9 protein-coding genes are annotated in these 12,817 nt (G+C 62.5%); 3 read left to right on the top strand and 6 right to left on the bottom strand.

Going from position 1 to position 12,817, the window contains the following annotated elements; translation table 11 throughout:
* Positions 1-428: 428 nt before the first annotated feature.
* A complete protein-coding gene (locus ACWNZ1_RS08145; protein ID WP_135845386.1) occupies positions 429-1,052 on the bottom strand; it encodes a TetR/AcrR family transcriptional regulator in 624 nt (207 codons plus the stop codon).
* A gap of 87 nt (positions 1,053-1,139) precedes the next feature.
* On the opposite strand from ACWNZ1_RS08145, the gene ACWNZ1_RS08140 reads away from it, so the two are divergent.
* The gene (locus tag ACWNZ1_RS08140) at positions 1,140-1,760 is read left to right on the top strand and encodes an NAD(P)H-dependent oxidoreductase (protein WP_135845385.1); all 621 of its coding nucleotides are present in this window, start codon (positions 1,140-1,142) and stop codon (positions 1,758-1,760) included.
* Positions 1,761-1,762: 2 nt separating this feature from the next.
* On the opposite strand, the gene ACWNZ1_RS08135 is transcribed toward ACWNZ1_RS08140, so the two are convergent.
* Positions 1,763-3,325 (bottom strand): L,D-transpeptidase family protein, encoded by a 1,563-nt coding sequence (locus tag ACWNZ1_RS08135; RefSeq protein WP_135845384.1) that lies wholly within the window; start codon positions 3,323-3,325, stop codon positions 1,763-1,765.
* A 130-nt stretch (positions 3,326-3,455) separates the two neighbouring features.
* On the opposite strand from ACWNZ1_RS08135, the gene ACWNZ1_RS08130 reads away from it, so the two are divergent.
* Together ACWNZ1_RS08130 and ACWNZ1_RS08125 are read left to right on the top strand one after the other, a co-directional pair.
* On the top strand, positions 3,456-4,169 hold the full coding sequence (locus ACWNZ1_RS08130) for a murein L,D-transpeptidase catalytic domain family protein (RefSeq protein WP_135847987.1): 714 nt from the start codon (positions 3,456-3,458) through the stop codon (positions 4,167-4,169).
* Positions 4,170-4,262: 93 nt separating this feature from the next.
* Positions 4,263-5,237 carry a class I SAM-dependent methyltransferase gene (locus ACWNZ1_RS08125; protein ID WP_135845383.1) on the top strand — a complete coding sequence of 325 codons (975 nt, stop codon included), beginning with the start codon at positions 4,263-4,265 and terminating at the stop codon, positions 5,235-5,237.
* A 145-nt stretch (positions 5,238-5,382) separates the two neighbouring features.
* On the opposite strand, the gene ACWNZ1_RS08120 is transcribed toward ACWNZ1_RS08125, so the two are convergent.
* From ACWNZ1_RS08120 to ACWNZ1_RS08105, 4 genes are all read right to left on the bottom strand, one after another.
* Positions 5,383-10,485, bottom strand: a complete 5,103-nt coding sequence (locus ACWNZ1_RS08120; protein WP_456027549.1) for a dermonecrotic toxin domain-containing protein — start codon at positions 10,483-10,485, stop codon at positions 5,383-5,385.
* Between the two features lie 181 nt (positions 10,486-10,666).
* On the bottom strand, positions 10,667-11,269 hold the full coding sequence (locus ACWNZ1_RS08115; protein WP_280944928.1) for a LysE family translocator: 603 nt from the start codon (positions 11,267-11,269) through the stop codon (positions 10,667-10,669).
* 52 nt (positions 11,270-11,321) lie between these two features.
* Positions 11,322-12,158 carry an AraC family transcriptional regulator gene (locus ACWNZ1_RS08110; RefSeq protein WP_135845380.1) on the bottom strand — a complete coding sequence of 279 codons (837 nt, stop codon included), beginning with the start codon at positions 12,156-12,158 and terminating at the stop codon, positions 11,322-11,324.
* A 167-nt stretch (positions 12,159-12,325) separates the two neighbouring features.
* Complete coding sequence (locus ACWNZ1_RS08105; RefSeq protein ID WP_135845379.1) at positions 12,326-12,751, bottom strand: GlcG/HbpS family heme-binding protein; 426 nt, start codon at positions 12,749-12,751, stop codon at positions 12,326-12,328.
* Between the last annotated feature and the right edge of the window lie 66 nt (positions 12,752-12,817).

The raw sequence follows: 12,817 nt of genomic DNA, 5'->3' as shown, positions 1-12,817 counted from the left end.
TTGCGGTTCCAGGCGTCTTTGCCTGTTCTGTGCGGTATCGGCCCGGCGACTACGCCCTGACCTACCGTGACTCCCCGGCCTGCTGGCGCTCGATCTTCGTTGACCGACGGGGCTGCCCACTCGATTGTGTTCGCGGTGGACCTGGATAGCCTCTTGCAGCGAGCGTGCCAAGCTTCCCCAACACTCTGACTCCACTACCTCGCTGGCGCCTGAAATCCCTGTGGGAGCGGGCTTGCTCGCGAAGGCGTCCGCTCAGCCAGGCACATAAACTTGCCCCGACATCCAGCTTCCAAGCGCTGGCGATTGCCTTCCCATGGTGCGACCCACCGCCCACCGGCTTCATAAAAGTGCAGCTTTGTGGGTGACCGCGAGATTGGAGTTCACGACAGCTCCCTTGTGGGAGCGAGCTTGCTCGCGATGGCGGTGGGTCAGCTTGAAGGGATGTTGGCGGTTCTATCGACCATCGCAACGATGCTCACAAAGAGTTCTTCCTTTGCTTCGGCCGCGCTGATTTCCCCGGTGGCGGCCGCATTGGACAGTGCCTCCGCCGCCCCAAGCATCGCCCGTAGGCTGGCCTGGGCGATGCCCCTTGGACCGGCAAACGGTTCCAGCACCGCTCGGCATTTGTCCAGGAAAATGGCCTCGTACTCCCGCTTGATCCGCTCCAGCTCCGGCGAGCTGGTCAACGCAGCGATCACTCCCGGAATCTCTCGGCCCTGCAACAGCACGCATTCGACATAGGACGCGGCAATCACCGCCGCGCGGCTTTGCAACGTCGGCTCGCTCGCTTCAAGGGCGGCGTCCATGAGCGCGGTCTGGCGGGCATCGAAATCCTGGTACAGCGCCGCCAACAACCCGGAACGGCTGACGAAATGGTCATAGACGATGGGCTTGGTCACCCCGGCCTGTTCCGCAAGCCGGGCCAGGGTCAGCGCTTCGCTGCCCTCCTCCCGTACCAGCCGCCAGGCGACGTCCAGCAGCTGCCGTTGCCGGTCTTCCCGCGAGAGGCGACGACGAGGTGAAGTCGGTGAATTTTCTCCGGTGCTTGACATGCTAACTTTACCAACCGTAACTTACTAAAGGTAACTTAAGCGAGCATACCCGCTTTCAAGTCTTCGTCGCCAGCAGGAGTTTTCGCCATGCACGCACTTATCGTCGTCGCTCATCACGATCCTCGTTCCCTCACCCATAGCCTCGCCGGGAAGATTGCCAAAGGCATCACCCAGGCCAATCCCGATCACACCTTCGAGATAGCTGACCTGGCCGCCGAAGGCTTCGATCCGCGTTTCAGTCTCGCCGATCACGCGGTTCACCGCCGCGAAGCCTCGCCGCCGCCGGATGTGCTGGCCGAGCAAGGCAGAATCGAGCGGGCCGACGCGCTGGTACTGGTCTACCCCATCTATTGGTGGTCAATGCCGGCACTGCTCAAGGGCTGGATCGACCGGGTATTTTCCAACGGTTGGGCATTCGATTTCAGTCTCGATCAGCCGTTGCGCAAAAAGCTGCAGCGCTTGCGGGTGCATCTGGTAGAGGTGGGGGGCGCCGATGCCGACGCCTTTCTACGCCACGGCTATGGTGAGGCGATGACCACACAAATCGAGCATGGCATCTTCGATTACTGCGGCGCTCGCGTGGTGAGTTCCCAGCGTTTGCTCGAGTCGGAAACCCTTGATCCCGCACTGCACCTGGACACTGCCAACCTCATCGGCCAGCGCTTGTTCGCGACAGTCGAAGAGGCCGCGCAGCTCACTAGCGTTTGACCTCAGAGCGCCCGGCCATGAGCAGCGGACAGCGCTACATCACGCCCATAGATGTCCGGGATGTACACCGCCTGGCCCTGGTTGTCCGCTTGCACCGTCCAGTATCCCAGCAGGATCGGCACGGGCCTGGCCAGCCTGAACTCATGGGTCAACTCGGTGGCCAGCAGTGTGTCGGTGCGGGCACGTTCAGCCGGACTCACCAGCAGGTCTCGCAAGTGCATCACTTGTTCGATCCGCACACAGCCTGAACTGAATGCGCGGGGGCCTTTGACGAACAGTGACTGGCTCGGTGTGTCATGCAGGTACACGGAGAACGGGTTGGGAAAGCGGACCGCCATTTTGCCCAAGGGGTTCTTCGGACCGGGATCCTGACGCAGCATCAGGTCGCCCGGATGTTCCCAGTCGATGTCGGAGGCCAGCAGCGGCAGGCCATCGCGATCGAGAATCCTCAGGTTATGTCGAGTGAGAAACTCTGGATCGCGGCGGATCTCGGGCAGTTTGTCTTCGCGCATGATGGTCGGCGGAATGGTCCAGGTCGGGTTGAGCGTCAGACGGGTGACCTGGGATTTGATCAGGGGTGTTTGTCGTTGCGCACGACCGACCTGGGTTCGGGTTTGCCAGACTGGCGCGCCGGCCTGGTAAACCGTCAACTGCGCCGCCGCCACGTTGACCAGCACGCTGTCGGGTTCCAGATCCTGGGCCAGCCAGCGCATGCGCTCCAGGTTGATGCGCAACTGTTCGCGGCGCATGGCCGGGCTGATATTCAGCTCGGTGACGGTCCACGGCCCCACCACGCCGTCGGCTTGCAGGGAATGCTGGAGCTGGAAGCTCTTCATTGCCTCCACCAGCGTGGGGCTGTAATGCTCGTCGGTGAGCAGCGGCGGCGCGCTCAGGTAACCTTCATTGAACAGTCGCTGGGCCAGGACGGGTACGCGGGCGTCCTGCTTGTCCGGTTGCAACAGCGGTCCGCCAGGCACAGGCGGCCAGTCGGCCAAGGGCTGTTGCCGTAGCCGGGCATAGAGCCCGCGCAGGTTGCGATACAGCTCCAGGGTCGGTCGGGCCTGTTCAAAGGCCTCTGCCGGGTTCTCCACGCCCGGCCCGGCGATGGCCAGCACCACGGCCTGACGGTCTAGTGGCTGCGGGTAGGCCTTCCACACCGGCTCCAGACGGTCCTGGGGCAGGTAGCCGAAACGCAGGTCATACAAGGCTTGCAGGTAGCGCTGGCTGATGGCGATATCGACACAATGGGCGCTCTGGGCCGCACCTTCGACCGGCAGGCTGTAGCGCGTCGGGTCCAGGCCGTCATCGGCCAGTTGCTGCAACTGAACCCGCAACGCCATCAATCGTTCGTCGTCCGACCAGACGGCCTGGCCTGCGTTTTGCTGATAAAACGCCTGCAAGCTCATCATCGTCGGAAAGTCGACGCCCGCCGCCACCTCCGGGCACGCAACGGACAATTGTGCCAGGGTGGTTTGCACCAATGCCGGATCGCCGTCCTCGGCTGTCGCGACCAATGGCGCAGTGAGCAATAAAAGGCTCAGGTAACATGCGGACTTTTTGAACAACTGCTTTACTCCAATCCATGGCCGTCTCGTTGACGGTCAAACTTTGCGACAGGTACGACCCGCCATCATGCATACACACAAAACCGGACGGGATGCCGCAGACCAACACCACCGTGGGAATTTTTCATCCGTGCTGAGCGTTTTGCGCCGAGCGTGCCTGGTCATGACCAGCCTTGGGGTGATGTGTAGTCCGGCAATGGCCGAAAAGGCAAATTCTCAACTTCTTTACAACAGCCTCGCCCACGCAGCGCCGGAACTCAATCCCCAGGCACTGAAAAGTGCCCTGAGTGCCATGCAATGCGCGGTCGCCAATGGCGCCAGCCAGGCCCGTCACCTGGCGGTCATCGACTATTCGCAACCCTCCACGGCCCGTCGCCTGTGGATCTTCGACCTGCGCCAGAAGAAACTGGTGTTGCGCGACCTGGTGGCCCACGGGCAGAAATCCGGGGAAAACTTCGCTACGCAATTTTCCAATCGCCTGGGCAGTTTCCAGTCCAGCCTGGGCCTGTTTCGCACCCAGGAAAGCTATCAGGGTGCCCACGGTTACTCGCTGCGCATGGACGGCCTGGAACCGGGCTTCAATGACCTGGCCCGTGACCGCGCAATCGTGATCCATGCCGCCGACTATGTGAACCCGCTGTGGAGCGCGCGCCAGGGCCGTATCGGGCGCAGCCTGGGTTGCCCGGCCGTGCGCCCCCAGGTGGCGCGCCAGGTAATCGACAGACTCAAGGGCGGTCAATTCATGTTTTCCTGGTACCCGGACCCGGGCTGGCTGAAGCGTTCGGCGTACCTCAACTGCCAGCCGCAGCAGGTGGCGAGTGCGCTGGCCACCAGCGGTGGTTAGTCAGTACGTTCGTGGCAAGGGAGCTTGCTCCCTCGCCACAGAAGAACGTGCTGTGGTTAAAATGCCGGCCTTTCGAATTGCCGGCCTTGCCTGATGAACCCTGAAGCCCTTCAAACCCTGCAGACTCATTTACTGACGGCACTGGCCGCGGTGCCGCAAGAAACCCGTCGCCTGTTCCATGGCCGCGGTCGCTGCTGGCCGGGGCTGGAACAGATCACCGTCGACTGGTTGCAAGGGGTGGTGCTGGTCTCGCTGTTCAAGGAGCCTGCGCCAGGGCAGTTGGATGACTTGATCTCGACACTGCTCGCCCTCACCGCTTCGCCGGCTTGGCAACACAGCGCGGCTCATACGCTGGCCGTGCAACATCGCTACCTGCCCCAAAGCCTCACCCAATGGCTGGTGGGCGAGCCCATCGACGAATGGACGCTGACCGAAGGCGGCCTGCATTACCGGATCGACCTGGGCAAAAAACAGAACAACGGCCTGTTTCTGGACATGCGCTACGGTCGCGACTGGGTAAGAGCCAATGCCAACGGCAAACGCGTGCTGAACCTGTTTGCCTACACCTGCGGTTTTTCGGTGGCGGCCATCGCCGGCGGTGCTCAGCACGTGGTGAACCTGGACATGTCCCGCGCAGCCCTGAGCCGAGGCCGCGATAACCATCGCTTGAACGGCCATGACTTGAGCCAGGTGAGTTTCCTCGGCCACGATTTGTTCAAATCCTGGGGCAAGGTGATCAACAGCGGGCCCTATGACCTGGTGATCATCGACCCACCTACCTTCCAGAAAGGCAGCTTCCTGCTGACCAAGGATTACCAACGCGTCCTGCGCCGCCTGCCGGAACTGCTGAGCGCCGACGGCACGGTCCTGGCCTGCAGCAACGACCCGGCCACTGGCCCGGACTTTCTCATCGACGGTGTCACCCGTGAAGCGCCTGGCTTGAAGTTCGACCAGCGCCTGGCAAATCCCCCGGAATTTCCCGATGCTGATATGGAGTGTGGCCTGAAAGCGTTGGTGTTCCATTGTGGCGAGGGAGCTTGCTCCCGCTCGACTGCGCAGCAGCCGTAAAAACCTGTCGCCGGTTTTTTCCTGCTGCACCGTATAGGGCTGTTGCGCAGCCCAACGGGAGCAAGCTCCCTGGCCACGGACTCAATTGGGAACAGCCTCTCAACGAGGGTTGGCTTTTTTCTGGCCAAGACCTTCTGCCTGAAAGCTATTGCCGTCGCAACAACCACCAAGGGGTGACCAGTTCGGTGGTTATCCGCCTCACCAGGGCTTCAATCTCCCGGCTCTTGACCGAGCGGTAGATGGCCATGGTCCGCCGCAATTGGTCTTCAGTGAGCATCACCGGCTGACCCGCGGCCCAATCCACATCCGCCACGGCTTCCAGTCTCACACGGTGCCAGACTGTGCCGTTGGGTAGAGTGACTGACTCCAGGGCGCTGGGCAGGTCGGCGTCAGGTTGCCTCAGGTTATCTAACAGCACCTGGGGCCAATGGGCTGGATCCACGGGGTCGCTGAAGGCATCCACCAGGCTGTCCTCCACCGTGTTCCAGATCGCCAGACCATCGAGCCAATCGCGGGACATCAACCCCAGGTAGGGACGCCAGGTCATTTCCCCTATGCGGGGAATCTGGTCATTGCTGTCGAAGGTGTCCTGGGCGTCGCTGAGCCAATTGATGAAGCCCTCCCGGGTCGTGGCTGCCCGGCGCTGGGATACCTCTGGGTAGAGGCTGCTCAGTACCCGGTTCCAATACTCGTGCTGAGTGCCCAGGAACCGCGCAAAAGGCACGCCCTGGGGATCGAGGCGGGCACGTTGGACGGACTCGAACATCAAGAAATGCACCTCCAGTTCGGCGATGTCTGGTGTTAGCCTGTCCAGCACGCGCGCTTGCAGGCGGGTGCGCAGTTGTCCCAGTTGCTGGTCAAAGTCTGGAAGCCGAATCAAGAGGTCGGCATAGAGATTTGAGTGTCCGGTGTAGTACTGCAGAATGCCTGCGGCCCGCTGACGATATCCCAGGGCCAGCCCGTTGGGTTCACTGGCATCGACGTCGCGTATGAGGCCGGAAAACCAGTCAATGAAACGCCGCCCTCCGGCATCGTCCCGGGCAACTTCCAGTGCTTTCTTCAGATCAGGAAAGTCATCCAGCCAGTCATCGACCGTGTAGCGAAAAGCGTGACGGTCCAGTTCGCGAAGGGCGTTGATCTGGGCGCTGGGTAGTGGATTGTCTTCAATCCCCAACCCAAGGGTATTACTCCTTGGCATGCTGGCAAGCGCGGGCAGCAGGTCATCCTGAATGTTGGTGATGCGGTTGCCCTTGAGGTCGAGGAAGATCAGGTCGGATGAACGCCTGGATAGCAGCGTCAAGGCCATCGTCGGCACCCGTTCCAATCCTGCGTAGGCCAATTCCAGCTCTTCCAGGGCGACGAGCTCCGTCAGGTTGGGTAAATCGCGGCAGTTATTGCCACTCAGGCGCAAATCTTTCAGGGCCGTGGCGGTCCGCAGGAAGGCACTGCCCTCTTCATCCAGGCGCAGGCCGCAGCGCACCAGGTCCAGCGCTTCCAACCCGGGTAAGGCAGTAATGGCCTGCAATTGCTGGGCAGTGAAATGCAGGTTATCGGACCACACCAGTTCACGCAGGGCGGGCAGCTCAGCCAGGCGGCCGATGGCTGCGACCATGTTGGCCTCGGCGCCAGGCTCTGCACCGCCAGTCACCTCGGAGAGCTGCAGTATCCGCAGTTTGGTCGCACGATTGGCGCCAATCAGGGGGGCAAATACATCCGCGTTCATGTTGAGTGGGTTCTTACCCAATGCCAGCTCCAGCAGATTGTGAAACTCGCCCACCGCCACGGGCACGGCGGTGAGGTGATTGCCGTGCAGACGCAGCATTTCGATATTGGGAAACAGCCGCAGGAAGTCCGAGGGATCCTCACTCAAGCCCAGGTGAGACAACGTCAGGGCTTCGATATGGGTGAAACGCGCGCGGATCGGCGGGAGCTTGCCGATGTCCCACCCCGACAGGCGCAATGTCAACTCGCTGTCTTCCCTGCGCGGATCGGGTTCACGCCGCCAGGCGCGGCGGACTTCGTTGGCCACGCCGCGACGATTCGCCAGGATATCCTCACGGATGTAGCGACTCTCGACCGGGTGGTGAACGCCCTCATGGACCTCCCACTGGCGCAGCCCTTCATCCAGCGTTGCCCACTCATTGCTCAACCGGGTGACCAGGTCGCTCAAGCTGAGGCCTTCACGCGCGGCCTGGGCGGTCAGGCTACGCTGAAGCCCCGCGAGGGCATCCCCGGCATAGTGAGGATAGAGTCGCTCGAGACGCCCCTCCAGGTTGTGGCGCCAGCCCTGCAACGGCAGTTTTCCGCGCCCGCTGAGCGGATAACCCAAGCGTCCGTTCTGCCATTGCGGGCCTTGCGTGTCGCTGTCCAGGCGCTTGAGTCGCAGGAACGCACGCAGGCCTTGCCGATCGCCAAGGGCTTGCTCCAGCAGCGCCTGGCGAAGCCTGGCCGCCTCCCAAATGTTGAATCCCAGCGCCCTGCGAGCCTCGTCCGGCATTGCGTTCAACAGCGCCTCTTCCAGGCTCGACCCTGCGCCCAGTTCATTGCCTTGTTCGTCAAAGGCCTGGTATTCCCCACCGTACTGGCGAATGACTTTCAAAGGCCCCTCCTCCCCCACTTCCAACGGGCTCGCCAATTCGCTCGACACCAGGCGCAAGCGCAACCGGCCGCGTAATGAGGCCATATTGCCCAGCAAGCCCATGACAACGCGGTCTCGATCGGCGCTACTTTCTCCGCGCGCCAAAGCACGCAACGTACGTGTCAGGCGCAGCTCAGTCAGGGCTTCTACGCACTGTTTACCCAGGTTACCCGTCACCCGGCCGGCACGCAGGCGCACCAGGTCCTGGCCTTGAGCCTGGCTGGCAAGCTCGTTGGCCATGGCTTCCGGCAGCCCGGGGAAGGCCCGAGCCACGGGAACGGCCAACGGATCGAGCGCGGTGGACCGGGCCATGGTGGCGGTCACCTGGGTAACATTGCGTTCCAGGTGAGTCGCCCAACGGCCGGCCAACAGCCGACTGCTCTCCACCGGCCGCAGGCCAAGGGGGCTTTGCCCCAGCAGTGTGCGTTGCTCGCTCACGCTCAGGCCAGCCAGGATGCGATTAGCCCAGCCATCGTGCTCCAGATCAGCCTGGTTCAGATCGAGGAAGCGCGGAGCTGCCGTGTCACCCGTAGAGTGAACCTGCACCCCTTCGTGATAGCGCAGCGTCATCGTCTCTGGCCAACCCGGCAGATCCACGAGGGTCTGAGTGATTCCAACGTGCAGGTTGCCTGGCGCGTCGCCGCCGCGCAGACGCCCAATGGTTTGCTGCACCCGTTGCCAATCCCGTGCTTCACCCAGGGCATCGGCGAAGATGGCCGGCATCGGCTCCCCGTTCACTTGCAGGTAGCGCAAGTGCGCCTCGCTGATACCCACCTGCCGCTGCAAGGCCAGAATCGTAGGGTCGTCCAGTTCGGCTGGCGTCTCGACAAAATTACGCAGCAGTTGCAGATTGCCGCGCTGCAACGGGTTGCGGTGCGCCCACTGCCAGCCACGGGCACGGTTCCACTCCATGAGAGGCGTCACGCCACGATGGTCGGCGGGTAGACGCAGGTCCAGGGCGTCGGCTGTGCCCTGCACCTCGAAATAACGGCCCTCGATCCGCACCCATGCCTCGTCCGTTGTACGCCACACCCCCCAGGCATCCTGCTCGGCCTCAATGGGTGGCGGGCGCCGCGCCTGGAAAGGCGTGACATCGCCATTCCACAGGCGCGTCGTACCGTCGCGCACCGGCATGGGTTCGACAGCCCCGCCGATAAAACCCAGATAGGCGCCTTGGGCGGCCCCGAACAGGACGTTGAAGATGTGGTCGATGCCTTCTTGCGCATGGCCCTCGTTGAACGCCTGGATGCCTTCGAAGAACTCATACACCAGGCGCACCCCGCCCACCGCCGCCGCAGCCATCCCGACAGGTGCGCAGAACGGGATGAAGCTGACGGCGAGCATCAGGGAACGCTCGGCGAGACTTTCCCAGTATTCGAGGCGAGCCAGCAGCGCCTGCCAATCCTGGTCCTTGGTGGAAACCATCAGCGCCGAGGCATTGGCCAAGGTGTGGGTCCGCCATTCGTGATAGCGATCGTCCCAGTGATTTTCACGCACATCACCCAGGGTCCAGGGCACATGGGGCGCAGGCACTCGAATGCGTCGGGGGTTGCCATCCTCGCCAAGCTCACCCTCTCGCCAGCCCACGATGCGGGCGTGGATTTCCTGGAAAATATTGAGGTTGTCCTTTATCTCCCACTCCAATTGATCATGCAGGGCGTCGCCGAGCCGGGCCTGCAGACGTACCGGGAAGTAGCGCATCAGGCTCTCGCGATAACGCCGCCAGCGCAGCCGTTCGATCAACTGCGCAGCCATGGCCTGCAAGCTGGGAAATTGCTTGATCGGCGCCACCACGTCATAGGGCATGTGCAAGACGACCGGACGAACGCCTTTGGCGTCCCCTTCCAGCCCCCAGTACACCCGGGCGCCGAACAGTGGCACAGACAGCACCTCCAGTGCCTTGACCTCACAGGCCAGGGATTCGACCGGGTGAGCGTTGAGTTGCACCCCGACATAGGCCAGCAACCGCTCACCGGTTTCATCCAGGCGTCCATCCAGCTTCGCCTCGTAGGCGTCATAGGTGAGCAGGCTGCGTGCGTACTTGATATAGGCGTGGGCGACAACCGGGACCTCGTTGCGAATCTGTGGCAGTCGCTGCTTGAGCAGGCGTTGATAAGCACCGCCCACATCCAGCTCCCGGCACAGACGCGCGAAGCTGGCTGGGGTCATGGGCACTGCCGTGGTGTCCGACGGCTCCCCCCAGCGGTAAAACTCTCCAGGCTTGCCCTTGATGAACAGCTCGCCGTTTTTATCGAAAGCGCTGCCAGTGGCCGCATCGGCGGGAGGATAGTTGCGCATGGCCGCTTCGACCACCGACAGCGAGGCGCCGAAGTGGTCGCGCTTGACCTTGGCCCGTCGTAGCGCATCCGCAACGCTGCCGGTGCCATTCACCAGGCGCCAGGCCTGCATTTCCGGCCGGGCCCGCAGCAAGTCGCGGGTGAAAGTTTCCGGTGCCGGCAGGTCGATGAGTAGCCCGTTGAGCGCGTCGCTGTCGCGCTGCAATTGCTGGGTAAGAGCCTTGAAACGCTCCTGGTGGATCCGCGAGGCGCGTTTCAGCCAGACGGGCAGCCTGGCCTGGATGAACTCGATATGGGTATCGAGAGTGGACATGATGGACCTCCTTCCTTGGGGTCGATTGGGCATTGCAAATTTAAAGTTCGCCAAGCTTTGGCGTGGTCGATGCTCCCCAAAACGATGGTTTTTTGAAACCGTCAGACTGTTGCCAGGGGTTGCAGCGACAGGCGCGAAAGCCTGGCGAGGGCGTTTCAGGTCTGTCCGGGACGACTCGTGGCTACACCACCAAGGTCAACCACGCCGACACCAACAGCAAGACCGCCATGACCCGATTAAACCGCCCCATCGCCACCGTGGAACGGCAGAACCTGGCAGCGCCGAGCCCCAGGTAGGCCCAGGCGGTCATGCAGGGGATTGAGATCACGAAGAACGCCAGGGACAACCACAGCACTCGTACCGTACGGTCGGCCTCGGCGCCAGCGAAAACGCTGACCACCGCCAGCGCCATCATCCAGGTTTTCGGGTTTACCAACTGCAAACCGGCGGCCCCCGTCAAGCCAAGCCGCCGCCCCTCTACGGGACGCTCAGGGTCGATGGCCTCGGCCGGAGCACTGAAAATCTGCCAGGCCATCCAACTCAGCCAGGCGATGCCGGCCCATGAGAGCAGCGTTTGAAGTGTGGCATGGCGTGCCAGCACATCCCCCAGTCCCGTTCCAACCAAGAGCACCAACAAGGCCGCCGCAGCGCATGCGCCAAGGATGATCGGCCAGGTGGTCGCCAGGCCAAAGCGCGAGCTGTGGCTCAGCACCAGGATATTGGTCGGGCCCGGGGTGATGGAGGCGACAAATGCGAACAGGGCAAACGGCAGCAACTGGTCCATGGAGCAATATCTCGGCAATGATCGTGACTTGATCATCGCGATGAAACCGGGCTCAGTCTGGAACGTTTGAGCAGCGCTTGCGGTAGTCCGCCGGGCTCAGGCGATAAGCGCGCTGAAACCAGCGGCCCAAGTGGCTTTGGTCGGCAAACCCCAGCATCGCGGCAACCGCCACGGCACTCTCGCCACGGGCCAGTAAGCGTCGCGCCCGGGCCAGGCGCAACTGGATCAGATAAGCATGGGGCGCCAGGCCGAACGCCGCCTTGAAGGCGCGGGTCAGGCGGAAACGATCCACGCCGGTGACCCGCGCCAGGTCGTCCAGCCCGACATCGTCGCTCAGGTGGCTGTGCAGATAATCGCGGGCCTGCTGCGCCACCAGCGGCAACCTTGGGTCGGGATTGATCCGCGCCCGCCAATGCAAGTGCTGGGTCAGATTGGCGAGCAAAGTGTCCAGGGCGGTCTGGCGCACGATTCGGATTTCCTGCTCATGCAGACTCTGGAACGCCATGGCCGTGGCGCTCGCCAGCCGCGCATCGTCGGTCAGCGTGGCGGCGAAGCCCAACTGGGCATTGTCCGGCGCAACATCGAACAAAGAACGCAACTCGCGCTCCAGCCATTGAGGCTCCAGGTACAACGTGCGGTAGGTGAAACCGTTGTCGTGGGGCGCGTTGCCATCATGCAACTCACCGGGCTCAAGCAGAAACACCTTGCCTGGCGTGCTGTTGTGCTGCTGGCGGCGGCAATGAAACTGCTGCACGCCCTGCTCGGTCACGCCCACCAGATAAGCGTCGTGCCAATGCGGATCGTAGGCATGCCCCTCGAAATGCGCACGCACGGTCTCGATACCGGACGTGGCGTCCTGCTTGAAATCGATCCAGTTGCGCACTGTCATGAGCCGTCTCGTGTTGTCTATCCGCTCGGGGCAGATTACCCGCTGAGGGCGATGGCGTCTGGAAGATTTGTGCAACCCGTTCCCACAGGTTGTTCATCTACCTGAAAGGATGTGGGGCTGCTGCGCAGCCCAGCGGGAGCAAGCTCCCTCGCCACGGGTCGAGTCAATCAGGTATCCGGCGTAATCGCTTCCTCCCACGTCTGCACCGACAGCCGCGCCAGTTCGGCATCCTGCTCGGCCTTGACGCCGGATACGCCGATGGCGCCGATGCATTGCCCGTCGCGGCGGATGACCACGCCGCCTTCGAGCATGCCTTGCAGGTGTGGAGCGCTGAGGAAGGCGTAGCGGCCGCCATTGATCATGTCTTCAAAGACCTTGCTGTCACGCCGGCCCATGGCGGCGGTACGGGCTTTCTCGGTGGCGATGTAGGCTGAAAGCGGCGAGGCATCGTCCAGACGCAGCAACCCCAGGGGATGACCGCCGTCGTCGACCACGCAGATCGACACGGCCCACTGGTGCTGGTGAGCCCTCTCCCTGGCGAGGACGAGCAACTGTGAAACGTCCGGTTCAGTGAGTACCGTTTTGGTTTTCATGAATCACTCCGTGCTCTGTGACTGAAAGCCCGAGGGCCAGAGCCGCAGTATTGTTCCTCGATGATA

The sequence above is a fragment of the Pseudomonas sp. CFBP 5748 genome, from assembly GCF_053850495.1.
The sequence above is the reverse complement of the archived record's forward strand: the minus strand, read 5'-3'. Positions and strand labels throughout refer to the sequence as shown.